Origin of the sequence: Ruthenibacterium intestinale (assembly GCF_040096265.1) — a bacterium.
GTDB lineage: Bacteria > Bacillota > Clostridia > Oscillospirales > Ruminococcaceae > Ruthenibacterium > Ruthenibacterium komagatae.
Window position 1 is genome coordinate 30,962 of record NZ_JBBMFA010000105.1, and the last position, 26,019, is coordinate 56,980.

Annotated in this window: 25 protein-coding genes; 4 read left to right on the top strand and 21 right to left on the bottom strand. The window is 54.5% G+C overall.

What is annotated here, in order from left to right:
- Window positions 1–20: 20 nt before the first annotated feature.
- Window positions 21–2,396 (top strand): HAD-IC family P-type ATPase, encoded by a 2,376-nt coding sequence (locus tag WMO24_RS12815; protein WP_349216816.1) that lies wholly within the window; start codon window positions 21–23, stop codon window positions 2,394–2,396.
- Between the two features lie 38 nt (window positions 2,397–2,434).
- Here the strand turns inward: WMO24_RS12815 and WMO24_RS12820 are convergent, their stop codons facing one another.
- The 13 genes from WMO24_RS12820 to WMO24_RS12880 form a co-directional block, all read right to left on the bottom strand.
- On the bottom strand, window positions 2,435–4,081 hold the full coding sequence (locus WMO24_RS12820) for a hypothetical protein (RefSeq protein ID WP_349216817.1): 1,647 nt from the start codon (window positions 4,079–4,081) through the stop codon (window positions 2,435–2,437).
- A 13-nt stretch (window positions 4,082–4,094) separates the two neighbouring features.
- Window positions 4,095–5,333 carry a lipopolysaccharide biosynthesis protein gene (locus WMO24_RS12825; protein WP_349216818.1) on the bottom strand — a complete coding sequence of 413 codons (1,239 nt, stop codon included), beginning with the start codon at window positions 5,331–5,333 and terminating at the stop codon, window positions 4,095–4,097.
- Between the two features lie 155 nt (window positions 5,334–5,488).
- Complete coding sequence (gene atpC / locus WMO24_RS12830) at window positions 5,489–5,887, bottom strand: ATP synthase F1 subunit epsilon (RefSeq protein WP_349216819.1); 399 nt, start codon at window positions 5,885–5,887, stop codon at window positions 5,489–5,491.
- Between the two features lie 21 nt (window positions 5,888–5,908).
- Window positions 5,909–7,303: a F0F1 ATP synthase subunit beta gene (gene atpD, locus WMO24_RS12835; RefSeq protein ID WP_349216820.1), complete on the bottom strand. Its 1,395-nt coding sequence runs from the start codon at window positions 7,301–7,303 to the stop codon at window positions 5,909–5,911.
- Between the two features lie 69 nt (window positions 7,304–7,372).
- On the bottom strand, window positions 7,373–8,230 hold the full coding sequence (gene atpG, locus WMO24_RS12840) for an ATP synthase F1 subunit gamma (protein WP_349216821.1): 858 nt from the start codon (window positions 8,228–8,230) through the stop codon (window positions 7,373–7,375).
- Window positions 8,231–8,245: 15 nt separating this feature from the next.
- The gene (gene atpA / locus WMO24_RS12845) at window positions 8,246–9,766 is read right to left on the bottom strand and encodes a F0F1 ATP synthase subunit alpha (RefSeq protein WP_349216822.1); all 1,521 of its coding nucleotides are present in this window, start codon (window positions 9,764–9,766) and stop codon (window positions 8,246–8,248) included.
- 4 nt (window positions 9,767–9,770) lie between these two features.
- Window positions 9,771–10,307: an ATP synthase F1 subunit delta gene (atpH, locus tag WMO24_RS12850; protein ID WP_349216823.1), complete on the bottom strand. Its 537-nt coding sequence runs from the start codon at window positions 10,305–10,307 to the stop codon at window positions 9,771–9,773.
- A complete protein-coding gene (gene atpF, locus WMO24_RS12855; protein ID WP_349216824.1) occupies window positions 10,304–10,807 on the bottom strand; it encodes a F0F1 ATP synthase subunit B in 504 nt (167 codons plus the stop codon). The genes atpH and atpF overlap by 4 nt, the downstream gene beginning before the upstream one ends.
- 33 nt (window positions 10,808–10,840) lie before the next feature.
- Entirely contained in the window at window positions 10,841–11,080 is a 240-nt protein-coding gene (atpE, locus tag WMO24_RS12860) for an ATP synthase F0 subunit C (RefSeq protein ID WP_349216838.1), read from the bottom strand.
- Window positions 11,081–11,138: 58 nt separating this feature from the next.
- The gene (atpE, locus tag WMO24_RS12865) at window positions 11,139–11,399 is read right to left on the bottom strand and encodes an ATP synthase F0 subunit C (protein ID WP_349216825.1); all 261 of its coding nucleotides are present in this window, start codon (window positions 11,397–11,399) and stop codon (window positions 11,139–11,141) included.
- A gap of 47 nt (window positions 11,400–11,446) precedes the next feature.
- Window positions 11,447–12,196, bottom strand: coding sequence for a F0F1 ATP synthase subunit A (locus WMO24_RS12870; RefSeq protein ID WP_349216826.1), 750 nt, complete (start codon window positions 12,194–12,196; stop codon window positions 11,447–11,449).
- Window positions 12,197–12,262: 66 nt separating this feature from the next.
- Complete coding sequence (locus tag WMO24_RS12875) at window positions 12,263–12,661, bottom strand: ATP synthase subunit I (RefSeq protein WP_349216827.1); 399 nt, start codon at window positions 12,659–12,661, stop codon at window positions 12,263–12,265.
- Window positions 12,634–12,951 carry an AtpZ/AtpI family protein gene (locus WMO24_RS12880; protein WP_349216828.1) on the bottom strand — a complete coding sequence of 106 codons (318 nt, stop codon included), beginning with the start codon at window positions 12,949–12,951 and terminating at the stop codon, window positions 12,634–12,636. The genes WMO24_RS12875 and WMO24_RS12880 overlap by 28 nt, the downstream gene beginning before the upstream one ends.
- A gap of 359 nt (window positions 12,952–13,310) precedes the next feature.
- Here WMO24_RS12880 and WMO24_RS12885 point away from each other — a divergent pair, with 359 nt between their 5' ends.
- Window positions 13,311–14,789: a DUF1846 domain-containing protein gene (locus tag WMO24_RS12885; RefSeq protein WP_349216829.1), complete on the top strand. Its 1,479-nt coding sequence runs from the start codon at window positions 13,311–13,313 to the stop codon at window positions 14,787–14,789.
- A 517-nt stretch (window positions 14,790–15,306) separates the two neighbouring features.
- Here the strand turns inward: WMO24_RS12885 and WMO24_RS12890 are convergent.
- From WMO24_RS12890 to hypB, 4 genes are read right to left on the bottom strand one after another with little or no spacing between them, the layout of a single operon-like run.
- Window positions 15,307–16,350: a DUF5692 family protein gene (locus WMO24_RS12890; RefSeq protein WP_349216830.1), complete on the bottom strand. Its 1,044-nt coding sequence runs from the start codon at window positions 16,348–16,350 to the stop codon at window positions 15,307–15,309.
- A 31-nt stretch (window positions 16,351–16,381) separates the two neighbouring features.
- On the bottom strand, window positions 16,382–16,759 hold the full coding sequence (locus tag WMO24_RS12895) for a hydrogenase maturation nickel metallochaperone HypA (protein ID WP_349216831.1): 378 nt from the start codon (window positions 16,757–16,759) through the stop codon (window positions 16,382–16,384).
- A 3-nt stretch (window positions 16,760–16,762) separates the two neighbouring features.
- Window positions 16,763–19,531: an FAD-dependent oxidoreductase gene (locus tag WMO24_RS12900; RefSeq protein WP_349216832.1), complete on the bottom strand. Its 2,769-nt coding sequence runs from the start codon at window positions 19,529–19,531 to the stop codon at window positions 16,763–16,765.
- Between the two features lies 1 nt (window position 19,532).
- Entirely contained in the window at window positions 19,533–20,231 is a 699-nt protein-coding gene (gene hypB / locus WMO24_RS12905) for a hydrogenase nickel incorporation protein HypB (RefSeq protein ID WP_349216833.1), read from the bottom strand.
- Window positions 20,232–20,454: 223 nt separating this feature from the next.
- On the opposite strand from hypB, the gene WMO24_RS12910 reads away from it, so the two are divergent.
- Together WMO24_RS12910 and WMO24_RS15870 are read left to right on the top strand one after the other, a co-directional pair.
- Window positions 20,455–21,162, top strand: a complete 708-nt coding sequence (locus tag WMO24_RS12910; RefSeq protein WP_349216834.1) for a FadR/GntR family transcriptional regulator — start codon at window positions 20,455–20,457, stop codon at window positions 21,160–21,162.
- Between the two features lie 256 nt (window positions 21,163–21,418).
- Window positions 21,419–22,681, top strand: coding sequence for a YodL domain-containing protein (locus WMO24_RS15870; RefSeq protein WP_494338179.1), 1,263 nt, complete (start codon window positions 21,419–21,421; stop codon window positions 22,679–22,681).
- Window positions 22,682–22,731: 50 nt separating this feature from the next.
- Here WMO24_RS15870 and WMO24_RS12920 read toward each other — a convergent pair whose 3' ends face one another.
- The 4 genes from WMO24_RS12920 to WMO24_RS12935 form a co-directional block, all read right to left on the bottom strand.
- On the bottom strand, window positions 22,732–24,342 hold the full coding sequence (locus tag WMO24_RS12920; protein ID WP_349216835.1) for a recombinase family protein: 1,611 nt from the start codon (window positions 24,340–24,342) through the stop codon (window positions 22,732–22,734).
- A 116-nt stretch (window positions 24,343–24,458) separates the two neighbouring features.
- Complete coding sequence (locus WMO24_RS12925; RefSeq protein WP_057571036.1) at window positions 24,459–24,725, bottom strand: DUF6870 family protein; 267 nt, start codon at window positions 24,723–24,725, stop codon at window positions 24,459–24,461.
- Between the two features lie 126 nt (window positions 24,726–24,851).
- On the bottom strand, window positions 24,852–25,052 hold the full coding sequence (locus tag WMO24_RS12930) for a hypothetical protein (protein WP_007055145.1): 201 nt from the start codon (window positions 25,050–25,052) through the stop codon (window positions 24,852–24,854).
- Between the two features lie 335 nt (window positions 25,053–25,387).
- Window positions 25,388–25,810, bottom strand: a complete 423-nt coding sequence (locus WMO24_RS12935; RefSeq protein WP_349216837.1) for a sigma-70 family RNA polymerase sigma factor — start codon at window positions 25,808–25,810, stop codon at window positions 25,388–25,390.
- Between the last annotated feature and the right edge of the window lie 209 nt (window positions 25,811–26,019).

The window sequence follows — 26,019 nt, forward strand, 5'->3', positions numbered from 1 at the left end:
AAAAAGGGGAACCATCCGCCATGAAACACGAAAAAGCACCTGGTACAGTCGACAGAATTTGTGTCGACTGCCATCAGGGTCTGAACAGCGAGCAGGTCGCCCAGCGCGTAAAAGCAGGGCTTTGCAATATCGCGCCTGCTTCGCTTTCCAAAACCACAGGACGCATCATCCGCGACAACGCGCTCACGCCATTCAACTTTTTGTTCTGCTTTTTGGCGTTCTGTCTTTTTTCCGTTGGCTCTTACAGCGACATGCTGTTTTTAGGTGTTATCTTTTTCAACACGCTCATCGGGATCGTACAGGAACTGCGCGTCAAGCATGAATTGGAAAAGATCTCGCTTTTGCATGTTGCCACCGTCACCGCCGTGCGGAACGGGCAGCGCATGGACCTGCCCGCGGAACAGCTGGTGCGGGATGACATTGTTTTTCTGCGGGCCGGCAACCAGGTGCCCGCGGACGCACAGGTCTGCGAGGGCGCTCCGGAAGTCAACGAAGCGCTTCTGACCGGAGAAGCTGCTTCGGTGCAAAAGCAGCTGGGCGACGACCTGATGTCCGGGAGCTTTCTTGTGGCGGGCACCTGTTTGGCGCGTCTTACCCGTGTCGGAGAAGAAGCCTATGCCGCTCAGCTGGTACGCGAAGCCAAAAAGCCCACACGACACCGTTCCGAAATGATGAATTCTCTGGACAAGCTGGTCCGCTGTATCGGAATCCTGCTGGCACCTTTGGGAATCTGCATGTTTTTGAAGCAGTTCTTTTTGCTGCGCACCGGAATGAACTACGCGGTCACATCCACCGTAGCCGCCGTGATCGGCATGGTTCCGGAAGGACTTTACCTTCTCACCAGTGTAGCGTTTGCACTGGGCGTACTGATTCTGGCACGCCGCCGCGTGCTTGTGCACGAATTATCCTGTATTGAAAACCTCGCCCGTGTAGACGTGGTCTGCTTCGACAAAACCGGCACGCTGACCGAAGGAGCCATGGAGGTGACCGATGTTCTTCCCGCTCCCGGGTTGAAACGCGATGAGCTGCTTCCATGGGCCGCCGCCTTTCTCCGCGCGGACGAGAGCGATAACCCCACCTCCCGCGCGTTGCGGACGTATTTGGCGAGTGATTCTGCGCCCGATTGGACGGGTGGCGAACAAATCCCCTTTTCCTCTGCACGAAAATTTTCCGCACGCCTTGCACCCGACGGCATGTGGTACGTATTGGGTGCGCCGGAGTATGTGCTCCCCCATGATGCACCGGAACTCGCCAGCCTTGAGAGCGCCCTGAGCCGCGGTCTGCGTGTACTGGCGTTTGCCCGAACGACCGAAGCGCCTGCCACGGGCAAAGTCTGCGATGCAAGCCTGCTCGGCTTTTTCTTCCTTGCAGATGCGCTTCGCCCCGACGCACACGAAACGCTGGAATACTTTTATCGGCAGGGCGTGGATGTGAAAATCCTCTCCGGCGATCACGCCGCAGCCGTAGCCGACATCGCCCGGCGCGCCGGTGTGCGCAACGCCGAACGATACATCGATGCATCCACCCTTACCACGGAAGAGCAGCTTCGTGCCGCTGCGCTGGAGTACACGGTGTTCGGCCGTCTTACGCCCGGCCAAAAGCGAGTCCTGATTCACGCGCTGCAACAGGCCGGCCACAGCGTAGCCATGACCGGTGACGGCGTCAATGACGTTCTGGCGCTGAAAGATGCTGACTGCAGCATTGCCATGGCCACCGGCAGCGATGCTGCACAACAGGTCGCGCAACTCGTCCTCTTGGATTCCAACTTTTCCGTAATGCCGCGCATCGTAGACGAAGGGCGGCGCGTCATCAACAACATTCAGCGTTCTGCCGCATTGTTTCTCATCAAAAACATTTTTTCCTTCACCATTTCGCTGGTGCTGTTGTTGATTGCCATGCCCTATCCCTTCGTTCCCCTTCAGATCTCTGTCTTCAGCTTTTTTGTGATCGGGGCTCCCGGCTTTTTGCTCACCTTTGAACCCTGTTACGAAAAAGTTCACGGTCGCTTCCTTCGCACGGTACTTTTGCGCGCACTGCCCGGCGGGCTGACCTGTGCAACTTGCATTCTGGCCGCCATGGCAGCGTCCGCCTGGCTGAACCTGACTACCGAACAGCTTTCTTCCCTTTGCACGCTGGTCATTGCCTATGCCGGTCTTCTTGCTTTGGGAACTGTGTGCCGGCCTTTCACTCCTCTGCGTGCCACCGTATGGGGACTGATGTGCGCAGGCTATTCGCTGGCAATTGTTTTGTTCGGTCCCTGGACAGGCCTTGTGCCTCTGCCCGCTGCTGCCCTGGGCATTCTGGCCGGACTGTTTGCACTGGCCTCCTTTCTGTTTTGGCTGCTGTGCCGTTTGTGTACCTTGTTCACCAAACAGCGGCCGCGCTGCCCCGCATAAGCGAAAAACCGCTTCGGCAAAAGCCGAAGCGGTTTTCTTTATGCATCGCTGTTCTGTGTACTTTTCATTTTGTACAAATTGAACTGCTCCTCCCGAAGCGTTTCCCGTTCCACAGACAGCCCATAATGCTCACTCAGATAAATTTCCTTCGCGCTGACGTTGTAGGAGTCCACCAGATACACCACATCGTTGTCCACCATGTCCAGATAAGGATTGTCCACCCCATATCGTGCCAGCGCTTCCACACGGTGCGGCGCATGGCTCAGCCAGCCGCCCATGACCACAATGTTGGAAAAGAAGTCCTTTTCACGAGGATGAAGCACATCGTATCCCGCCAGAGAGTCCAGCACATCCACGTCCACCAGATACAAATGATCCTTGTCCGCGGAGTATTCCGTATACTCCGGCCGGAACGGACGATCTTCCCGATACTGAATCATCGTTTCCCGTGTGTCTTTCCAATAGGGCAGGCACACCACCAGTACCCCCGCCGCAAAAAGGCTCAGCACCCGCAGCGGAATGCGTTTCTCTCTTGTGTTCCAATCGCAGCACAGCGCGGCAAACACAGCGGCCGCCAGCACAAGCACGTATTCCACCCGGTGAGGGAAGCGCCCGCGCAGCGACAGGTAGAATACCATGCAGCCATAAAGAATTCCCGTGGCCACAAATGCCCAGCTGGTTCTTTTTCGTCCGTAAAACAGCCACGCCAGCACCACGCAACACAGCAGAAGATGGAACGGCGCATTGTCCAACACACCAAGACAATAGTGTCCCGCATCCCGCAGCGCCGACAAAAAGCCATTTTGCGGCAGTTTCGCCGCCAGTTCCTCAAGCGCCTGCGTGCTGAACACATTATCATCCCAAAAACTCCAGCTGTTCAACGTGTCATAATCGTTGGCGCTGTAGCCATATGCCTCCATCTCCTGCGAACTTTGAACATATTGAAGGCGAAAATCAGACACTTCCGTGCGGGCCGCATTGTATTCCGTATAAGCCTGCCAGTCTTCCTGCACACGATAAGCCAATATGTCCACACCTTTGGCCAGTCCCACCAAAAAGAACATTGTCAGCATAGCGGCGACCGCCCGCTTCTTTCCATCCCGGTCCAGCGCAAAAAAGCGCCAGAGAAGCAGCGCGGCGGCCATTCCGCCCACCGCCGGGAAATTTTGAAAGCGTACCATGGAACCCAGCAGAACCCAAAAGATTCCCCAAACGGTTCCTCTGTCCCAGCGCCCCAGGTGATCCGCCATCAAGGCCAAACCCACAACCAGATACAGTCCACTGTTTTTCACATACTGAAAGCTGTAGAACAAATCCACACCTGCCAGCGCCAGCAGCAAAACGCTGAGCACGATTCCCTGTTTTCGGCCGCACTTTTCCAAAAGCATCCGGCACAAAACCGCAAGGGCTGCCACATCCGCCGCCGTCTGCAAAAAATAAAGCCAGTTGACCCCGGGCAGAACCCAGTAAAACGGTTTGAGAAAATACCCAATCAGAATATTGATGTAAACCAGGTACTGGCTGTCCTCGCCATACGCACCGGCCGCAATATTGCACAGCGTCGCATCGTCGTTCACCTCGTAACGCACACCAAAGGCCAACCAAACCAGAGCGTAGACCGCCAAAACCATTCCCAGTGCAATCAGCGCATTCAGACGCGCGCGATGATTCTCAGCCTTCCCCACAAAATCTCTCCTTTTACGTATCTTCCGAAGCAAAATGACGCCTTGCGTTGACCAGTGTGATGGCCACCAGACAGACACATTGTACACACAGCGCACCGATGGTCGCAAAGGTCGTCCCCTGCAGTTCCCAACGGCGGATGCATGGGCTGCTGATGCAGGCAGCGGTTATAATACCGCAGACATTTGCAAAAATCAGGCCGCGCATGCAGCGCATCACCGTCAGCACCATGCTGTAGAACAACATCATGGCTGTAAGCACCGCCGAAACCACCATGGGAGCCAACAGATACGCGTAGCTTTCCAAACCCGCGCCCACAAATACCGCCAGCCCCCAGCGGCCCAAATAACGGCAAACCAGAAGGCCCGCCGGCAAAAGTGCCAGCACAATGCCCTGCACCGCCAAAATTGCTTTGTAAAATCCCCGGCGGTTCCGCTCGGCATAATTCTGTGCAAACAGCGTGATAAAAGGTGTAAACAGATACGTAGCGCCCACCTGCAGAAGAAGAACCGGCTGCGTCACAGGGCTGTAGATTCCCAGCGCCGTTTCCCCCAGAATTTTTTCCAGCATAAGTTTGGGAATGGACGCCGTTGTATTGGCCAGTACATTATAAACGGCAAGCGGCAGGCACTCCCACAGAAGCGCCAAAACAGCGCTCTCTGTCACAGCCGAACAGGTGTAAAAAGGCCTGGCCTTGGGAAGCGTATAAAAAAAGAACAGCAGTACATTCACCGCAACCATAAACAGCAGTGTAAGGACCATGTCATGCGTGACCCACAGAACCGCCACAAACACCGCCAGCGAAGCAACGCCGCGCACAGCATACGTTTTTCCCACAATGTCCAGCCGTTCGTTCTGCTGGTCAATGGCATTGTATACATCCGTGATGGATTCTACCATCCGGTAAGCCTGATACAGCAGAATACAGGCACATTGCAGTTTGCTGTAAGGGTTCTCGCCCAAAGTCGCCCCCAGCAGCGTATATCCCATACACAAAACCGTCGCCAGAACACAGGTAGTCATCCGGCTGGCAATGTACGTACTCTGTGAATACTTGTTCTCAACGTCCGAAACTTGAAAGCTGTACATTCCATAGGAAGCGACCGACACAAAAATATTGGTCACTGCCAGCGCGATGTTGTAATTGCCGGAGTTCACTTCGCCTGCCAACCGAACTACAAGAATGCCGCACAGGAACTGACATCCCATGTAAAGAATATTTCCAAAGGTATTCCACAGAAAATTTCGCCGCATTGCATTCGCACCCGGCAAAGCAACCGCCTCCTTTTTAAAACCATCGCAAACTTTAGTATACCACAATTGAACAGCGGCTGTCATCCATTCGATCTTACTTTCATTTCAACATAAAAAACGGACGTTCCGTAAAAGCGGAACGTCCGTTTTTGCTTTTATCGTTTTGCCACGTTCAAACGAACCTGCGCACGGGACAGCCGCGCCTTGGCCAGCTGCAATTCGTGCGGGTCCTTTGCATTTTGAATGCGCTGTTCGGCATCTTCCTTGGCGCGTTTTGCACGCTCCACATCAATGTCCTCTGCCCACTCAAAGGTGCTCGCAACCACACGCACATGGCCGGGGGTCACCGCCAGCATGCCGCCGCTTGCGGCAGCCCTGCGCGTTTGACCATCCACCACGACCCGCGCCTCGCCTGTGCCGAGTGCTGTAACATACGGGATGTGATTGCCCAGAACCGCGGCCTCTCCGTCAATGGTGCGCACGCTCACGCGCTCGGCCTCTCCGTCAAAAAAGCCGCCGTCCGGTGTGACAATCTGCAGATGAAAGGTAGACATACTCTCTCTTCCTTTCCCGCTTTACAGCGTCTTTGCCTTTTCCACGGCCTCGTCAATGGTACCCACAAACAGGAACGCCGATTCCGGAAGATCGTCGTGTTTTCCTTCGATGATCTCTTTGAATCCGCGAATGGTCTCCTTCAGCGGTACGTATTTGCCCTCCATGCCGGTGAACTGTTCCGCTACGCTGAACGGCTGCGACAAAAAGCGCTGAATCTTACGTGCACGGGACACGGTGATCTTGTCAGTCTCAGACAACTCATCCATGCCCATGATCGCGATGATATCCTGCAGCTCTTTATAGCGCTGTAAAATTCGCTGTACCTCACGGGCCACTTCGTAATGCTCCTGGCCCACCACATCCGGGGACAGAATGCGGGAAGTGGATTCCAGCGGATCCACGGCCGGATAAATGCCCAGCGAAGAAATGCTGCGGCTCAAAACCGTGGTCGCATCCAGATGGGCAAAGGTTGTGGCCGGAGCCGGGTCCGTCAAGTCGTCCGCCGGAACATAAACCGCCTGCACCGAAGTGATGGAACCTTTCTTCGTAGAGGTGATGCGCTCCTGCAAAGCGCCCATTTCCGTGGCCAGCGTGGGCTGGTAACCCACCGCAGAAGGCATACGGCCCAACAGTGCCGACACCTCGGAACCTGCCTGGGTAAAACGGAAGATGTTGTCGATAAACAACAGAACGTCCTGGTTTTCCCGGTCACGGAAATATTCCGCCATGGTCAGACCGGACAGCGCCACGCGCATACGGGCTCCCGGCGGCTCGTTCATCTGGCCGTAGACCAGAGCCGTCTTGGACAAAACACCTGATTCCGTCATCTCGTTGTACAGGTCGTTGCCCTCGCGGGTACGTTCGCCTACACCGGTGAACACGGACAAACCGCCGTGCTGTTTGGCAACGTTGTTGATCAACTCCATGATCAACACGGTTTTGCCGACGCCGGCGCCTCCGAACAGGCCGATTTTGCCGCCCTTGGCATAGGGAGCGATCAGGTCTACGACTTTGATGCCGGTTTCCAGAATTTCGGTTGTGGACTCCTGCTCGTCATAGGCAGGAGCCGGACGATGAATGGGCCACCACTCAGCACCTTCGGGAGCCGGTTTGTTATCAATGGGCTGGCCCAAAAGGTTGAAAATGCGGCCCAGCGTGCATTCACCCACCGGCACCTGAATGGAAGCGCCGGTATCCACCGCCTGCGCGCCGCGCACCATTCCGTCGGTGCTGGCCATGGCAATGCAGCGAACCACGTTGTCTCCCACGTGCTGCGCCACTTCCGCCGTGATGGTATCGCTGCCGTTCTGCACCGTAATTGCGTTGAGCAAGTCGGGCAGGTGGCCGTCAGCGAACTTGATATCCAGCACAGGACCCATGATTTGTGTCACTGTGCCGATGTTCTTTTGCTCCATAATGCAACTCCTTTTGCAAAAGAAGAAGCGGGCGTCATCCCCTTCTCCTTCCTCGTTTTGTTCTGACCGTTATGCTTCCGCACCTGCCACGATCTCTGTGATCTCCTGCGTAATGGCCGCCTGACGCGCACGGTTGTAATGCAAAGACAGATCCTCGATCATCTCGCTCGCGTTTTTGCTGGCCGCATCCATTGCTGTGCGGCGTGCGCCCTGTTCACTGGCCACGCTCTCTGCCAGAGCGCCGTAAATCAGGCCCGCAACATACTCGGGCACAATGGCGTTGTAAACCGCCTCGCTGGACGGTTCGTACAGCGTCAGATTGTGCAGCCCCTTCTCTTCCTTTGCCAGCTCGCGGTCATAATTCAGCGGCAATGTTTTCAAAACTGCCGGCTGCTGGCTCAGCATGGAGACAAAGTTGGTGTACACAATCTCCAGCTCGTCAAATTCGCCCTTGCAGAAACTCTGGCAAAGCAGCTTTGCCATGGCGGCGCAATCGTCCATTTGAACATCTTCCGCCAGAGCGTAATCCTCTGTCAGAATGGGCAATTTGCGGCGCTGGCAATATTCCACCGCCTTCTTGCCAATGGGAAGCATCACGCTGTCCGCACCGGCCCGATGTTCCTCCATCGCCCGGAACAGATTGGCGTTGTATCCGCCCGCGAGCCCCCGGTCGCCGGCAATCATCACATAACAGCGTTTTTTTACTTCACGTTTCTGCACATAAGGCGATGAAAAATCCGTATTCCCATAGCAGATATCCATCAGCGTCTGGTGCAGCGTCGTAAAGTAAGGGCGCGTCTGCTCAGCGTGCAGTTTTGCGCGCCGCAGCTTGGAAGAGGCCACAAGCTCCATCGCCTTGGTGATCTGCATGGTGCTTTCCACGCTTTTCATGCGCAGCTTGATATCTTTCATCGATGAAGCAGCCATTGGCTTGTGCCTCCTTTACTGATGCGATTGCACAAAGCGCTGCGTAAAGTCCTCCAGCGCTTTTTTCAGCGCCTGCTCGGTAGCTTCATCCAGCTTGCCCGTCTCACGGATGGGCGCCAGAACGTCCGCGTCGTGCAGGGCTGTCATATCTTCGTACATTTCCTGCTCGTAATTCTTGATCTGCTCCACGGGAACATCCATGAGCAGGTCGTGAACCACCGCATACAAAATGCAGACCTGCAGCTCCACAGGAACCGGAGAATTGCGGTTTTGCTTCAGCACTTCCACAATGCGTTCACCCTGTGCCAGGCGGCGCTTTGTATCGCTGTCCAGATCCGAACCAAACTGTGCAAAGGACTGCAGCTCACGATACTGTGAATAAAGCAGTTTCAACGTACCGGAAACCTTTTTCATGGCTTTGATCTGCGCATTGCCGCCCACGCGGGAAACCGAAATGCCCGGGTTCACAGCCGGCATAACGCCGGAGTGGAACAGTTCGGTCTCCAGGAAGATCTGTCCGTCGGTGATGGAGATCACGTTCGTGGGGATATAGGCAGATACGTCGCCGGCCTGCGTCTCAATAATCGGCAGAGCAGTGATGGAACCACCGCCGTATTCCGGTGCCATACGCGCCGCACGTTCCAGCAAACGGCTGTGCAGATAGAATACGTCGCCGGGGTACGCCTCACGTCCGGGCGGGCGGCGAATCAACAGGCTCAGCGCACGGTAAGCCACCGCGTGCTTCGACAGATCGTCGTATACGATCAGCACGTCTTTGCCCTGGTCCATAAAATATTCCGCCATGGCGCAGCCGGAATAAGGTGCAATATACTGCATCGGGCTCAGCTCAGAAGCCGTGGCAGACACCACTGTGGTGTACTCCATGGCGCCTGCAGCGTTCAGCGTCTCCACCAGCTGAGCAACCGTAGACCTCTTCTGACCGATGGCCACATAAATGCAAAGTACATTCTGGCCTTTCTGGTTGATGATCGTATCCGTTGCCAGCACCGTTTTACCGGTCTGACGGTCGCCGATGATCAGCTCGCGCTGACCGCGGCCGATGGGGATCATACTGTCAATGGCCTTGATGCCTGTCTGCAAAGGCACACTGACGCTTTTGCGCTCGATGATACCGGGCGCCTTGTGCTCAATGGGGCGGAACTCGCTTGTCTCCACCGGTCCCTTTCCATCGATGGGCTGGCCCAGCGCATTGACTACACGGCCGATCATCGCCTCGCCTACCGGCACGCTTACGACCTTGCCGGTGCGCTTGACGGTGTCCCCTTCCTTGATGCCTTCATCCGAACCCAGAATAACAATGGCGACACTGTTCTCCTCCAGGTTGAGGGCCATGCCGTATTCGCCGTTTTCAAATTCCACCAGCTCATTGGCCATGCACTTTTCCAAACCGTATGCACGCGCAATACCGTCGCCCACCATGATGATGGTTCCGGTCTCTGTGCTTTTGATCTGGGCGTCATAGTTCTTGATCTGGCTTTTGATAATCTTGCTGATATCTTCTGGTTTTAACTGCATCCTCTCACCAACTTTCCAAAAGCATCTGGCGCAGCGCCTCAAAACGTCCCGCCACAGAGCCGTCCAGCTCTTTGCCTTCATACTCTACTTTGATTCCGCCCACAAGAGCTTCGTCCACTTTGTTTTCGATCAAAATGCTTTTTCCCGTGACCTGCGCAAGCTTTTCTTTCAGCGCCTGCGTCTGCTGTTCCGTCAGGGGAACCGCACTGATCGCCGTTACCGGCAAAATACCGCGCGCTTCATACAGCCGCGCACAAAATTCCGCCACGCAGCCATCCAAATCGGACAGCGCCCGACGTTCGCACAGAATTTTCAAAAAATTGAGCACATACGGCTGCACATTTCCGCCCAAAGCCTGGTCTAAAAGCGCCAGACGATCTTCCTTTCGGATGGACGGCTGCAAAAGCAGCTTGGAATAGTCCGGGTTTTCGCGGAACAGGCGCTGTGTCAGCTGAAGGCCTTCCAACACCTGATCTTCGCACTTTTCTTCCGCCGCCAGTTCATACAGCGCGCCGCCGTATTCCTTTTGCGCCGCGGTCATGACGCATCACCCACACGGCTGATAAAATCGTCGATCAGATCCTTGTGCTTATCGGCATCCAATTCGCGCTCCACGACCTTACCTGCCAAATCCAGCGCCAATGCAGAGATGTCATTTTTCAGCTCGCCTGCAGCTTTTCTGCGCTCGGCTTCAATGTCCTTCTCCGCTTTCACCTTCAGTGCCGCGGCCTCTTCACGCGCCTGGCCCACCAGCTGCTCGGCCTGCGCGCTGGCCCGCACATTGGCCGCTTTCACAATTTCACTGGCTTCCTGCTTAGCGCTTGCCAAACGCTGCTCGTACTCGTCTTTCATTTCCTGCGCGCTCTTTTGCGCCTGCTCGGCAGCCGCATAGGTTTCATCCACCTGCTGCGCGCGCTTGTCCATAATTGCCTTGATCGGTTTAAACAGGAACTTCTTAAACAAAAAAGCCTGAATAAACAAGTTGCAGATCTGCGCAACAAAGGTCCATGGCACAACTCCGACCAGGGACTGATATTCCATTCCGGGCTCCCTCCTTTTTTGTTCGCAGTGGGATCAGAGCATGCCCACGAACATCCCCGGCACCAGAAACAAAAGCAGCAGCGACACCACAAAGCCGTAAATGCCGGTCGTCTGCGCCACAGCGCTTCCCAACAGCATCGTGGATGTGATCTCATGCTTCAATTCCGGGCGGCGGGAAATCGCAAGGCAAGCGCCGCCGACTGCGAAACCTTCGCCGATGCCCGGGCCAATGCCCGCCAGCACCGCGAGACCTGCGCCGATGGCACATCCCATCAATACAAGAGCTGTTTCCACGCTCTATCCCTCCTTTGCATTGACTGGCGTGAAAACATCACAGCATGCCAAGGAAGATTCCGGGCGCCACAAACAGCAGAAGCAGGCCCGTCACAAAGCCGTAAATACCGGTGGTCTCAGCAATGGCGCAGCCAAGCAGCATGGTGCTGGTGACGTCGCCTTTGGCTTCCGGCTGCCGTGCGATTGCCTCGCAGGACTTACCAACAGCGTAACCCTCACCGATACCAGGGCCGATGCCCGCGATCAAAGCCAAACCGGCGCCAATGGCGCAACCCATCAATACCAAAGCTCTTTCCATTTGTGTTTCCTCCTAAAAATATAAAATTATTGGATTTCAAAAACAAATCAACCGTCTTCCGCCGCCGTTGCGATATACATCATGGTCAGCATGCAGAAAATGAATGCCTGCATAAAGCTGGAGAACCAGTCAAAATACAGACTGAGCACTGCGGGAACACCCACCGAAAGGAACGGGATCTCCCCCAACAAATCGCCAACCAAGCCGGGCAAAAGCCCAAACAGCGCTCGGTTTGCCGTCGCCAGAGCTGCGTACACCAGCGTGCTGATGACCGTGCCCGAAATGATGTTGCCGAAATGACGGAACGCCATGGAGATCGGCGTAGCCAGCTCACTGATGATATTGAAGGGCGTGAGAATGAAAATCGGCTTGGTGAAGCCCTTCAAGTATCCGCCTACGCCGCCGGAGCGAATTTTGGTGCCCGTGATCATGATGAACACCACAATGGCCCACGCCAGTTCAGTGGAAAGATCCGCCGTCGGTGCAAACAGTCCCAAAAGGCTGGACAGACTGGAGCACAGCGACAGTGCGAACAATGCGGCGATAAACGGAATGTAGCGCGACCATTTCGGCCCCATATTGTTATTCACAAAATTTTCCGCAGTGGTCACCAAAAACTCCGCAACCGCCTGTTTTTTGGAAATCCCCGCAACTTTCAAATCACGCGTCATCCAAATGCACAGTCCTGTCAACAGCAGCATAATCGCCCACGTCACCACCAGCGTGGCTGAAATGGGAATTCCGCCAAACACATCCAGCGTAAAATAAACCGGTGCGCCGTTGATTGAAATTTCCATTGCTGCTTGATCACCTCTCTTTTCCCCTAAAATCAGCTCGGCCAGGCGGCCGGGCCTTTTATTACTTTACGAATCGCCCTGCTCGGGCCGGTAAAGGCCCAGCAACCGCATGGCGTAAATCGTCAGCGTGGGCATGAGATAAGGCAGCATTACGGCCAGCCAGTGGAAATACGGACAAATGATTCCCACAACCATCACGCCGACCATCAGCAGCATCCGCAGGAAATAGGACAAAATCATGCGGTTCTTTCCCTGTACACCGCGCCCCGCTGACTTCTTTACGGTAAGGGACATCAAAAAGAAATTGAGCACGGCGCCCGCACCGCCCAAAAGCGCACCGGTCACTACCGTGTAATCAAATTGCCCCAAAAGCGCAAACACCGCCACCATCACAACCAATCCGACCGCCTCGCCCAGTGCGATCTGGCCGGTCGTTTTCACGATGGCTGATGAAGTTTTATGCATCGGGTTCCTCCTTTATTTCTTTTTTTCGACGCGTCCAAAGAGGAGCTGTCCCCGTCCGGCTTTTCCTGCATTTGACGCTGAAAAAAGCCTGCAAACTGCGCAAAGGACGAAGCACCCGCGCCAATGCCCAGTACAATGGCCGCCACATAGACCCAAACGCCCCAGCCGCGGCTGTTCACCAGCCAATGGGCCCCCAGCAAAAGCAGAATGAGCGGTGCCGCCATGGAAAACCCCACTTGGGTGAGCCACGACAAATACCGCATCACTTTCAGCCATCCGTTTTTCTGCAAAGCGCGCACCGCCTGTACCGTACAAATTTACTTTATATTATAACGAAAAAACTGCGTAAACACAAACGAAAACCATCTTTTTTTATTGTATACTTTTCCAAAGTTGTGCAATCCAACATTTACATTTTGCCCGAAAAGCAAACCGAGAATCCGCAGAGCGGAATTTTCAGTTTTTCATGCAGGAATACCAAATTCTGACGGGTTTCAACGTGATAATTTTAACAAACATTTTTTTGAAAGGAACTTGTCTAATCAGGCCATTTAATGGTATCCTTATTAATAGTTGTGTTCATGCCGGCGTGTTCCGGCATCTTGTTATTTTACAGTCTTTATCAGAATGGGAAGAGGGGCAGCATCGTATGCAAAAAGGGTTTGACAACAGCCTTTATATTCAAAAGCAAAAAGAACATATTCTGGAGCGAATCAGTCATTTTGACGGCAAGCTGTATCTGGAATTCGGCGGAAAACTGTTCGACGATTATCATGCGGCACGCGTTCTGCCGGGTTACGACGCCAACGGCAAGATCCGGCTTCTGTATGAACTGCGCGATCAGGCGGAGATCATTTTTGCGGTCAGCGCCGGTGACATTGAAAAGACCAAAGTTCGTGCGGACCTTGGCATCAGCTATGACATGGAGGTTCTGCGCCTGATCGACGACATCACCGCCATGGGCATCAGCGTAAACAGCGTGGTCATCACCCAGTACACTGGTCAAAGCGCAGCGGACGCCTTCAGCATGAAGCTAACCATGCGCGGCGTTAAAAACTACATTCATCGTCCCATCAAGGGCTATCCCACTGATATTGATTACATCTGCAGCGACGAAGGCTACGGCGCCAACCCTTACATCGAAACAACCAAACCTCTGGTGGTCGTGACCGCTCCCGGTCCCGGCTCCGGCAAACTGGCCACCTGCTTGTCCCAGGTGTATCATGAGATTCGGCTGGGCCGCCGGGCAGGTTATGCCAAATTCGAGACCTTCCCCGTATGGAACCTGCCGCTGAAACATCCGGTCAACCTGGCTTATGAGGCGGCTACCGCCGATCTGGCCGACGTGAATATGATCGATCCGTTCCATTTGGAAGCCTACGGAAAAACCACTGTCAACTACAACCGCGACGTAGAGGCATTCCCCATCGTGCGGAACATCCTGTCCCGCATTTCCGGAGACAATGTATATCAGTCTCCCACCGACATGGGCGTGAATATGGTCGGTTACGCCATCACGGACGATCAGGTGGTCCGCGAGGCATCCGGACAGGAAATCATTCGCCGTTTCTTCAAAGCGCTGTGCGACCATAAGCAGGGCAAAGGGACTCAGGATGCCGTGGACAAAATCAAGCGCATCATGCAGGAGATGGGCATTAATCCCCATGACCGCGCTGTGGTGGACCCGGCTCTTGAAAAGAGCAAAGCATCCGGCGTAGCCGCTACGGCTATCCAGCTCCCCAACGGACAGGTCGTCACCGGAAAAGCGTCCAATCTGATGAGCGCTTCCTCTTCCTGCGTTCTGAACGCCATCAAAGTGCTGGCCGGCATCGACGATTCGCTGATGCTCATCAGCCCCATTGTTCTGGAACCGATTCTGAAACTGAAGATCAATATTCTGGGAAGCCGTTCCAGCGTACTGAAAGTGGACGATGTTCTGGCAGCCCTGGCCATCACCGCTGCCACCAACACCATGACGGCCCGCGCCATGGAAGAACTGTCCACGCTGCGCGATTGCGAAATGCACTCCACCACCATGCTGCACACCGGTGACGAGGGCACGCTGCGCAAAATGGGCCTTCGCCTGACCTGCGAGCCTGTATACCCCAGCAAAGACCTGTTCTTCTAAACCCACTGTGATTCGGGCAGCCCGCCAAGGGCTGCCTTTTTTGTTAAGCAGTGAAAAGGGACCGTGTGTCCGTTCTGCACGGTATGGCAGAAGATAACAACAATATCAGCCAGCATACTGCATTTTCCAACATCTCTCCTCCGATTTTGCGGAGAGTAAGCAGGCCCTGGCATCAGGACGCGAATCACCGTTGTGCTGCCTGTTCAGGATATATAAAAAGGCGACAGCCGCTTGGCTGTCGCCTTTTTTCACAAAGTTAAACGAATCATAAACCGCTTTGTTTACCCAATGTTTATCATCGGACAGTAAGATAAAACCTGTTCAAAACAAACACAACGAAAGGATGCATTTTTATGTCTCATCTGAAAACTTTCTTCTGCCACCTTCAAAACATTCTGGAAGAAAACACGGAATCGTTTCAGTCTCTGTGTGAATTCTGTGGCTGGCGTGCCTGAACACCGACTGTGTTTTCCTGCGCCAATATCCAATTTCGGGCTCGCCTTTCGGCGGGGCCTTTTCAGTTGTTTTCCGCCCGCGCCATGGCCAGCTGGAAATCTCTCTGATCGGTGAAAATTTCATTCTTGTACGGATTCTTCTTCTGCTCCAGCGAACGCTTGATAATAATAGCCAGCACGATCACGTTGGCAGCCAGTGCCAGAATGGCGATTACGCCCTGCATGGTCGGGTCCGCCGAAGTGGGACGAACCGCTGCATCCATTACGCCGTCGGTATAAAGAATCGGCAACGTGGAGAAGACGCTGGCATCCTGGAACAGCGGGAACACCTGTGCAAACATGCACCACAGAGCCAGCGTATTGGCGCGGTTCTGAATCCAGCCGCCCTTGTTCCACAGCGCATTGGCAAAGGTGGGCGCCAGCAGAAGCGCCAGACCGCAGTACCAGGCATGCGTGGGAAGGTTGTTGTAGGTATACTCAAAGTTCCACAAATCGTACGCGATAATGTAAAGGAACGTCATGTCCGGCCAGAGCATATCCTGCTGTTTTTTGGAAGTGTAGATGCCCCACCAGCCGGTCATGCAGAAGATATTCAGGATGCCGGCAATGCCGTTGACCCAGTTCCACCAGCCGCCATACAGCCAGACGTTCTCGCTGGACAGCCACCAGCGGTCTCCCGTTTCCGCCAGCGCCAGCGCACCGCGGATGCCGGATTCAAAGTCGCTGCCCACGGCAATCAGGATGTTGATGGCCACAATGGCAAACGGGAACACCTTAAACCAATCGTTTTTTGCAATTCCCCATTTGTATTTGAGCATCATAAACCCGATGCAGCCCGCCGTTGCCGCGTACAGTTTTGCATAATGGAACCAGCTGTTCATATGTACGTAGGTCGGGTTGTTCAGCGCCCACTCGGCGCCCATGGCCGCGCCCACATAGATGGAAATAAAATAGACCGTCAGGCCGGCCGGCAGCAGCAGGAAGAAAAAGATGCCGCCTTTTTTGGTCCTGCGGGACAGTTCATTCACCACAATCAACCCTGCGAACACCAGCAGCCAGCCCAAAAGCTGATAACCGGCATTTTCTCCGTAAATTTGAAACAACATGATAAAACTCCTCTCTCAATTACCCTTTTTCTCATTCATCCGCCGCGGGAATCGCTTCGCTTTCCGGGTCCACCTCGATCTCCTGGATCATCATTTCATTGCCCTGAACAAGGTGTGTCTGTTCGCTTTTGCAGGCCGGGCACTGCCGGCCGTACTGCACCGTAGGATAGACTTCTCCGCACGCTTCGCACACGGTTCGCGCCGGGATGGTGCGCACCTTCAATTGCGCACCGTCCAGCATTGCGGAACGGGCAGCCGCCCACTTCCAGCAATCCTGCAGATACTCTTCCACCACACCGGACACCTCGCCCAGTTCCAATGCCACTGCGCGGATGTGCCGCACCTGATTGGCGCGGCCCACCTCTTCCACGCTGCGAATAATATGAAATACAATTCCCAATTCGTGCATAGCTCACGGTTCCTTCTTGCCGAAGCGAATCTTGATCTCCCGCTTGATCATATAGGGCAGAATCGCCTTGAATTTATCTTCTGTGCGAACCATCTTGCTGCATTCAGGCAAATCTCTGTGCAGGCGGATCGCGTCAAATTCGCACTTGGTGGTGCAAATTCCGCACCCGATACACTTGTTGGGGTCCACCACCGAAGCGCCGCATCCCAGGCAGCGCGCCGTCTCCTTGCGGACCTGCTCCTCGGTCAGTGTTTTATGGGCATCGCGGAAAGAACGCGCCGCATCGATAGACGCATCCATGCCCGCCTCCTGCCGGGAAGAAGTATCGTAGCTTTCCAGAACAACGTCTGCCTTGTTCAGTTCCTTGAAATCCCGTCGGTTCCGTCCAATGGTCAGGCTGGTGTTGGGCTGTACGAAACGGTGAATGGAGACCGCGCCTTCCTTGCCCGCCGCAATGGCATCAATGGCAAATTTGGGGCCGGTATAAACATCGCCGCCCACAAAAACATCCGGTTCGGCGGTTTGATAGGTCAGCGCGTCCGCTTTCGCGCGGCCGCCGCCTGCCAATTCCACCCGCGATCCTTGCAGCAACTCGCCCCATTCGATGCTTTGGCCAATGCTCAAAAATACATTTTCGCAGGGAACGGTCATGGTTTCTTCTTCGTTGTATACAGGCGCGAAACGGCCCGCCTCATCCAGCACGGACACACAGCGCTTGAACACGACACCCACCACTTTTCCGCCGTCGGTGAGAATCTCCTTGGGGCCCCAGCCGCAGTTCAGCAAAACGCCCTCTTCCAGCGCTTCGGACACTTCTTCGGCTGATGCGGGCATTGCATTCTGCTGTTCCAGACAATACATCTCCACCTGCTGTGCTCCGCACCGCAGGCTGGAGCGCGCCACATCAATGGCCACGTTGCCGCCGCCGATCACCACCGCTCTGCCCTGCACACGCAGATGTTCGTCTGCGCACACGTTGCGCAAGAACTCGACCGCAGTCATCACGCCCGCCGCCTCTTCGCCGGGAACGCCCGCACGGCGTCCTCCCTGACAGCCAATGGCCACGTAGAACGCCTGATATCCCTGTTTGCGCAGTTCATCCAGCGTCACGTCGCGGCCAACTTCCACACCGCAGCGGATTTCCACGCCCATCTGACGCAGAACGTCCACCTCGGCCGCCACCACATCTTTTTCCAGCTTGTAAGAAGGAATTCCGTATACCAGCATACCGCCGGGCTTTTCATTCTTTTCAAAGACCGTGGGGCGGTATCCTTTTTCCGCCAGATAATACGCGCAGGACAGTCCGGCCGGACCCGCGCCGATCACTGCGATTTTCTGGTCAAATCCGCCCCGGTTGGAAGGCGGCACAATGGGCGGCACATAACGCGTCTGTGCATTCAGGTCCTGCTGCGCGATAAACTTTTTCACCGCGTCAATGGCCACGGCCTGGTCTACGGTCCCGCGAGTGCAGGCATCTTCACAGCGCCGGTTGCACACACGCCCGCAAACCGCCGGGAAGGGATTTTCTTTCTTGATCAGCGCCAGCGCGTCCCGGTAACGGCCCTGGGCCGCCATTTTCAGATACCCCTGAACCGCAATGTGCGCAGGGCACGCCGTTTTGCAGGGAGCCGTGCCGGTGTCATAGCAGTTGATCCGGTTTTTGTCCCGGTAATCGATGTCCCACTTCTCCGGCCCCCACTTGATTTTATCCGGCAGTTCCTTGCGCGGATACTGCACCGGGCCGTTTTTCGTGCACAGCTTCTGCCCCAGCTTGACAGCGCCCGCAGGACAGTATTCCACGCAGCGCCCGCAGGCCACACAATTTTCGGTCTCCACCTTTGCCACATAGGCCGAGCGGCTCATATTGGGCGTATTAAACAGCTGGCTGGTGCGCAGTGCATTGCAAATATTTACATTGCAGTTGCAGATGGCAAAAATTTTGTTTTCACCGTCGATGTTGGTGATCTGGTGCACAAAACCATTGTCCTCTGCGCGCTTGAGAATGTGCAGCACTTCGTCATAATCCACATAATGACCTTTCTTGGTCTCCACCAGGTAATCAGCCATATCTCCCACGCCGATGCACCAGTCTTCCGGGTCATCACCGCACCCCTCTCCCAGCTTCGCGCGGGACATGCGGCAGGAACAGGGACTCGCAGCATATTTTCCGTCGTATTTTTTCAGCCAATGGGAAATGTGCTCGATGTCCACAGATTGATTTTCCGTTTCGATGGCCTTTTCCACCGGAATGACGTGCATGCCGATGCCCGCACCGCCCGGCGGCACCATCGCCGTAATGTGCTCCAGCGGCAAAAAGGTCATTCGCTCAAAAAAGGCAGTTACTTCCGGATGCTCATCGATCTGGTGTTTCTGCATGTTGAAAAACTCGGCGCTGCCCGGCACGAACATGGGCAGAACATACTGTTTTTCTCGGCGCTCGTTTTCCCAGTTGTACTCCAGAAGGCCGATGTAACTCATTTGATACAACAGCGGTTCCAGTTCTTCGGCACTTTTCCCCGTCGCTTTGACCAGCTGCGGAAGCGTCATGGGTTTGCGCACTTTCATTTTCAACGCCACATCCGCCATCTCATCGGTTACAAGCCCTGCCAGGCCCCAATATTCCGGGTCCTCCGCTGTGAGCGGACGCAGCTTGGCCGGCACACGGTCAGTAATCATCTGTCCCAGTTTCATAATCTTTTCCCGCGGCTTTTCATCCTTCGGAATGGAAAAAGACAATTTGCTTTCATCCAGCGGAAAATGTGTCTGACTCATTTCATACCTCTACTTTCTCTGTCGCAAAATCATCCGCGCGCCAGGCGAGAATCTGGCTGCGCAGCCACTCGATCCACGGCCCCATTCCCTCGCCCGTTCTGGCACAAATGGGAATTACCACCGCATTGGGATTGCGCATCTGCACGTATGCGCGGCATTGGTCCAAATCAAAATCGAAATACGGCATTACATCCATTTTATTGACGAGCACCACATCGCACACAGAAAACATCAGCGGATATTTCAACGGTTTGTCGTGTCCTTCCGGCACGGAAAGGATCATGGCATTTTTTACTGCGCCTGTATCGAACTCGGCCGGGCACACCAAATTGCCCACATTTTCCAGAATGGCCAGTTCCACATCGTCCGCATCCAGTCCTTCCAGCCCCTGCCGGGTCATCTCCGCATCCAGATGGCACATGCCGCCCGTGTGCAGCTGAATCGCCTTGGCGCCGGTGACCGCGATAGCGCGGGCATCCACATCGGAATCAATGTCCGCCTCCATCACCCCGATACGGAATTCACCGCCCAACATCTCAATCGTCCGTTTCAGCGTAGTGGTCTTGCCAGACCCCGGCGACGACATCAGATTCAGCAAAAAGATGCCTTTTTTCTTCAGCTGCGCCCGCAGCTGATCCGCCTGCCGGTCATTGGCCGCAAACACGCTTTGCTTGACCTGCAGAACTTTCACTTCATCCATCGCGTTCTCTCCTCTTCTCATTCTGGCTTATCCAGAGTGATTCACACAAAATTTTCACAATTTTCTCTTCGTTAATAAAGTAACATTCTTGTGAAAAAGCGTCAATAAACATTGGTATAATTTGGGGAATAGCCCAAAAGCCTCTCTTTTCATTGGACAAATTGTATGATAAAATAGCCTTGTGGTATGTGGTATAGCCAATGTTACAAAAGAGGTGTTTTTTGTGGAGTTTACCAGACTTTCGGCCCCCAGCTTAAAAGATCTGTTTGTGCAGCAGCTTCAGGGAAAAATTCTTTCGGGAGAATTGCCCGTGGGCACACAACTGCCGCCCGAACGGGAACTTGCCCGTCAGATGCAGGTCAGCCGAGCCGTGGTCAACGGCGGACTGGCCGAGTTGGCCGGCCAGGGCTTTCTGGAAGTTCGCCCCCGGCAGGGCACATGCGTGGCGGACTATCGCCGTGAGGGAAACCTGAGCACTTTGATCGCCATCATGGAATTTCGCGGCGGCGTGCTGGGAAAAGACGAAATCCGTTCGATTCTGGAAGTGCGCCGTGCGCTGGAGCACCTGGCAGTGGAAAGCGCCATCCGCCATGCTTCTGATGAGTCGCTGGCCCGCCTGGGGGATATTCTGGAAAAGCTTGCCGCTTCGGAAGATGCCGCGCAGGCTGCGGAAACTGCTTTCCAATTTCAGCACGAACTGGCCCTTGCGGGCGGCAACAGTATTCTCCCCCTGATTTATTATTCATTTAAAGCGCCTGTCATCACTCTGTGGGTGCGCTTCTGCCGGCTGTACGGCATCGAAGCCCTTTGTCGCAACACCGAGACGCTGTATACCTATCTTCGCGCCCGGGATCTTACAGCTGCTTCGCAATGGATCGACACGTATCTGGGAAAAGCCATCAGCGGAAGTCAGCAGATTTATACCGAATAACCGGATCGTTCGGTCCGGACAAAAAAGCGCCGGCTAAAAGAGCGTTGCCATAAGAAAACATGAAAAAACCCAGTAATATCAATGTTTTTTAGGGCAGCGGAAAACGGGGCAGGTCAAAACAACTGAATAATCAGGCAGAAACAGGGTGTTGTCAAGCATGACAGCGCCCTTTTCTGTTTCCCCGGCCAAGCCGCAGATTTTGAAAAAAGTCTGCGGCTTTTCTTTTTGCCCAAAAGCGGAAAGGAGGCGACGGCCTATGTACTTCACTTCCGGCAGCGACCGGGCCTTTGAACAGCTCATGCAGGGCAAGCCCGGTTTCGACCACTACGACAGCGGCGAGGCGGTCACGCCGGAGGACTGCGGCACCTGCCGCTTTTATCGCCCGCACTGGAAATATCAATTCTGCGTCTATGCGGAATGTCCCTACGCCCATCTGACGCTGGGCATGGAAAGCAAGGACGGCATGAGCGCCGCTGATATTCTCCATGTGCGGGCAGGCCAGAATTATCTTGTGGAGGACTTCACCCGCATGGAACGGCTGCGGAGTGATCCCGTGGTACTGGAAAGCCTTTCCCGTGTGGCACAGGAAATCGGCTTTGACCGGGTGCGGCCCTATGTGATGGAGAACGGCAGCTACAAGGCCATGCCGGATATGCCTTTCACCCAATGGGAAAACCCTTATTTCACCGTCGATCCCCCGGCGCAGGAGCAGGGCGACACCTTTGCCATCTACCAGCTCAAAGGCGGGCCGGAAACACGGGATTATCGCTTTGAGGCTTACGAGAGCTTGCAGGAAGCGGGGCTGGCCGTTGACCGGCAGAATTACGATCTGGTTTACACGGCCCCGCTGGACGGCAAAACCACGCTGGAGGACATCTACCGCACATTCAACCTTGACCGTCCCGCCGACTTCACCGGCCACAGCCTTTCCGTTTCCGACATTGTGGTGCTGACCCGCAGCGGCAAGGAGGAAGCCCATTACTGTGACAGCTTCGGCTTTACGCCGGTGCCGGAGTTCTTCTTGCAGCGGGAAAAACAGCTTACGCCACGGGAATTGCTGACCGGCGAGAGCATCCAGACCCCACGGGGCAGCTTCCTTGTAACCGACATGAGCCGGGAGCAGTTGGAGGCCGCAGGCTATGGTTTCCACCACCAATCCGAGGACGGCAAGTATCTTATCATGGGCAACGGCACAGACGCCTTTGCCATCCCCGCCCAGCAGGAAAGCCCCATCAAGGCCGCTGAAATGACAACCGAGCAGAACTACAACATGATCGACGGCGTTCTGAACAATGCCCCGACCATGAGTGAGCTGGAAGCCAAGGCCAAAGCCGGGGAACAAATTTCCTTGTTTGACGTGGCCGAGGCAGCCAAGGCAGAGGCCCGAAAGCCCAAGCAGCCCCAGCGCCCGGCGCAGAAACAGAAAAAGCCGTCTATCCGGGCGCAGCTCAAAGCCGCCAAGGAGGAACAACAGAAGAAACCGCCGCAGCGGGAAAAAACACAGGAATTGGAGGTGTGACGCCATGAACAGGTTTGAGAATGTGGATGTTCTGGCCGCGCTGGAACAGCTCATGCGGCAGAACACCGCCTTTTATTGCCGTTTTCGTAAACCTTGATGTAGTTTACAAGATCAATGAGGATTTCCCGGTTGAGCGTTTCAATGTTCTGATGTTTCTTAAAGGCCACCAGCGCCGGATGCTCGCTGTCAACGCCGTTTGCCAGTTCCGCCCGTTCAGCAGTCAGCCGCTCCAGCACATCGGAGATAGAGCTTATTTGCCGTTCATAGTCAGCCTTCATTGTCCGGTAGTCCTGCTGGGTAATTTCCCCGTCTTTCCAGTCTTGATAAAGAGACTGTTTGTAGCGGGTAATTTTCGCCAGTTCCTTTTCCTTTGCGACAATCAGATCATCCAGTCGAAAAGACTGGCTTTTTTTGATTGGAGCCGAGTTGATACGGGCAAGTATCTCCGAAAAGGAAACGGCCAGATGTACCTGTTGACGGACGGCAAACAGGACGGCGGCCTCCAGCCGCTCATGCTTGATTGAGTGCATGGAGCAGGCAGTCCGGGAGCGGTATTTGTAGGTAGAGCAGGCGTAATACACATTTTTCCCGCTCTGGCTCCGTGTAATGGATTTTTCGCAATCCGCACATCGGAGAAAACCGCTGAACAGATGGAGCTCCTTTTTCCGTGGGGCCGTCCGGGTGTCCCGTTTCAACAGGGCCTGCACCTTTTCAAAGGTTTCCCGGTCTATAATCGCCTCGTGGGTATCAGCCACCCGCACCCATTCATCCTCCGGCACCGCCTCAATCTCATGTACCTTATAGCTTTTCACACGGCGGCGGCCCTGTACCAAATCCCCGGTATAAATCGGGTTGGTAAGAATATTTGTAAGCACCCGATCTCCCCACATGGGATTATCTGATACCGAACAGGAATAGGGCAGGCCCTTATTTTTTCGGTAGGTTGTCGGGCTGGGGATACCGTGGTCGTTTAGGTGGTAAACGATAGCCCGCCTTGTTTCACCTTGCAAAGTCTTGTTATAAATGAGCTTTACAATCTCGGCGGCCTCGGGATCGACAATCAACTGGTGTTTGTCTTTCGGATCTTTTATGTAGCCGTAGGGGGCAAAGGAGCCGATGTACTGGCCGTTGCGCCGCTTATAGTCAAACACCTGGCGGATTTTCTTTGAAGTCTGATAGCAGTATTGATCATTCATTACATTTGTAATCGGAACAATAATACTGGAAACGCTGTCCGGGTTGAGGTAGCTGTCCACATTTTCAGCAAGACTGATAAAACGGACGCCCATCTGCACAAACAGGTTGTCAATCAGACTTCCCGCATCGCTGTAATTCCGGGCAAAACGGGAAAGGTCTTTTACCACAACACAGTTGATTTTCCCACTCATTACATCGGCCAGAAGCCGCTGGAAATTTTCGCGGTTGGCATCCGTCCCCGTGTGTCCATCGTCCACATATTCGGAAACGCTTTCAAATTCCTCAATGTGTTTTTGGTAAAAGTCATTCAGCAGGTCGCGCTGGTTTTTTACGCTGTTGCTATCGTCTTTTCCTTTTTTCAAATCTTCTTTGGAAAGCCGGATATATTCGCCCAGCCGCCAGCGCCGGATCGTATAAGAGGGAGAGAAACTCTGTTGAAACCCTCTGTTTTTTGTTCGTGACATTGTTCCTCCTTCCCTATCACATTACACTTATATTATAACTCTGTCCCATAGGGACAACAAGGATGGCTCCGCCTCGGGACACTTTGTCTCGAAGCTGGGGCGGGCCGCAGCCGAAGTCACAGCCCGCTTTTTTGCCGGATCAAATAGTCCGTCAAGGTGTCCTGCAAAGACGGCCCGCCTTCCGCAAATTCAATTTTCACACCGACTCCGCCGATGTTGAAGCAGTACAGATTTTTGGCAACTTGCAAAAACCTTGTGACGCGCTCTTTGCGGGAAAGGGCGTTATCAAAGGTCATACCGCTCACATCGGGCAGAGACTCAGGGGAAACTGCGCCAATATCAACGCTTTTCATTTGTTCCAGTTCCTGTGCGGTTAATCTCACGGTAAAACCTCCTTTGTTCAGATTGATAAACGCCTCCCGGTTGTCCTGTGGGGAAACGCGAAAAGGCGGCACCGCATAAGTGCCGCCCTTTGGCCTGTCCTCACATCGGGACACTTTGTCTCGAAGTTAATAGGGGCCGTTTTCGTAATGGTGCTGGGCCTCGTCCAGCGTTTTGAAATCAAATACATAATGGAGCTCACCGACAACGCGCCGGATGTCCTCGGGGGAAAAACCGCAGTTTTCCATCGCATAGATCACATATCCCCGGCAGGCGTTGTTGCTCCACGGCTCGGCCAGCATAGCGGCCAATGTAGGATCGAACTTCATTTTTTCATTCCCCCTTTGATAAAAATTTAGGGAACGCCGCGCCCATTTCCTTGACCTGTCCAAAGACAACTATACTCGGCGCGGCGCTCCCTCGCAGACGAGAGGGCGGCCCGGAGGGACAGGCGGCCAGCCTGTCCACTGCCGGATCGTGGCCGTAGGTTGGCCGGGCCCACTTGCGGCGCTGGTGTTGTTCGCTCATTTTCCTTTGGGAAAAGTCACCGCGCACCCGCCGCCTGGCTCCCCGGATCATGCTCGGGGCCTTCCTTGTTCATCTGCGGAGAAAAGAAAACCTCCTCTCATAAACCGAGACATTTTTGGATGATATTCGGACTGGTTCAGCGGGATTTTTTCAAATATTTTTTCATGTTCTCCAAACCGCGCTCCACAGCCCGCCGCACTGCGCTTTCGTCAACGCCTTCCGATTCAGCTACTTCAGAATAGGTCTTGCCAAGAATGACGCAGGCATCCACACGGCGGCCCTGGACTTCGGGCAGAGAGTTAAGCGCGTTCCACAGACGGATAAAGAGTTCCATCCGTTCCAAGAGCTCCTGGGGCGTGGGCTCATGCAGGCAGGCCGAGTATTCGATCCCGTCCTCACAGTCAAGAGAATACTGCGCCTTGTGCCGGGAGAGCCGCCGCTGGTAGGCCATTTCATAACGGGCATCCGCAAGAAAGACTTCCGCTACTTCGTCAGAAATCTCAATAAACTGATCCTGGGTGTACCAATAATAAAAATCTTTCAGATTGATTATAGCCATAATAAACCTCCGTTTCGGTGTTGGGTGGATGAGTGACCGAAACGGAGCCCGGCGGGGAGCGGCACCCTGGGGAGCTGCTCCGTACCTCGGGACACTTTGTCTCGAAGTGCAGATAACAAAAAGCGCCTGCGCGACACAAGGCCACGCAAGCGCATGAAATGACAAATTCATTTATGTACTGCCAAATTTCGCATCCACCGCCGGACTGA

Excerpts from the sequence above, each read along its gene's own strand:
- WMO24_RS12815 (WP_349216816.1), top strand. The coding sequence starts at position 21 with ATGAAACACGAAAAAGCACCTGGTACAGTCGACAGAATTTGTGTCGAC.
- WMO24_RS12825 (WP_349216818.1), bottom strand. The coding sequence starts at position 5,333 with ATGCGGCGAAATTTTCTGTGGAATACCTTTGGAAATATTCTTTACATG.
- atpC (WP_349216819.1), bottom strand. The coding sequence starts at position 5,887 with ATGTCTACCTTTCATCTGCAGATTGTCACACCGGACGGCGGCTTTTTT.
- atpD (WP_349216820.1), bottom strand. The coding sequence starts at position 7,303 with ATGGAGCAAAAGAACATCGGCACAGTGACACAAATCATGGGTCCTGTG.
- atpG (WP_349216821.1), bottom strand. The coding sequence starts at position 8,230 with ATGGCTGCTTCATCGATGAAAGATATCAAGCTGCGCATGAAAAGCGTG.
- atpA (WP_349216822.1), bottom strand. The coding sequence starts at position 9,766 with ATGCAGTTAAAACCAGAAGATATCAGCAAGATTATCAAAAGCCAGATC.
- atpH (WP_349216823.1), bottom strand. The coding sequence starts at position 10,307 with ATGACCGCGGCGCAAAAGGAATACGGCGGCGCGCTGTATGAACTGGCG.
- atpF (WP_349216824.1), bottom strand. The coding sequence starts at position 10,807 with ATGGAATATCAGTCCCTGGTCGGAGTTGTGCCATGGACCTTTGTTGCG.
- atpE (WP_349216838.1), bottom strand. The coding sequence starts at position 11,080 with ATGGGATGTGCCATCGGCGCAGGTCTCGCGGTGCTGGCGGGCATTGGC.
- atpE (WP_349216825.1), bottom strand. The coding sequence starts at position 11,399 with ATGGAAAGAGCTTTGGTATTGATGGGTTGCGCCATTGGCGCCGGTTTG.
- WMO24_RS12870 (WP_349216826.1), bottom strand. The coding sequence starts at position 12,196 with ATGGAAATTTCAATCAACGGCGCACCGGTTTATTTTACGCTGGATGTG.
- WMO24_RS12875 (WP_349216827.1), bottom strand. The coding sequence starts at position 12,661 with ATGCATAAAACTTCATCAGCCATCGTGAAAACGACCGGCCAGATCGCA.
- WMO24_RS12885 (WP_349216829.1), top strand. The coding sequence starts at position 13,311 with ATGCAAAAAGGGTTTGACAACAGCCTTTATATTCAAAAGCAAAAAGAA.
- WMO24_RS12890 (WP_349216830.1), bottom strand. The coding sequence starts at position 16,350 with ATGTTGTTTCAAATTTACGGAGAAAATGCCGGTTATCAGCTTTTGGGC.
- WMO24_RS12895 (WP_349216831.1), bottom strand. The coding sequence starts at position 16,759 with ATGCACGAATTGGGAATTGTATTTCATATTATTCGCAGCGTGGAAGAG.
- WMO24_RS12900 (WP_349216832.1), bottom strand. The coding sequence starts at position 19,531 with ATGAGTCAGACACATTTTCCGCTGGATGAAAGCAAATTGTCTTTTTCC.
- hypB (WP_349216833.1), bottom strand. The coding sequence starts at position 20,231 with ATGGATGAAGTGAAAGTTCTGCAGGTCAAGCAAAGCGTGTTTGCGGCC.
- WMO24_RS15870 (WP_494338179.1), top strand. The coding sequence starts at position 21,419 with ATGTACTTCACTTCCGGCAGCGACCGGGCCTTTGAACAGCTCATGCAG.
- WMO24_RS12920 (WP_349216835.1), bottom strand. The coding sequence starts at position 24,342 with ATGTCACGAACAAAAAACAGAGGGTTTCAACAGAGTTTCTCTCCCTCT.
- WMO24_RS12930 (WP_007055145.1), bottom strand. The coding sequence starts at position 25,052 with ATGAAGTTCGATCCTACATTGGCCGCTATGCTGGCCGAGCCGTGGAGC.
- WMO24_RS12935 (WP_349216837.1), bottom strand. The coding sequence starts at position 25,810 with ATGGCTATAATCAATCTGAAAGATTTTTATTATTGGTACACCCAGGAT.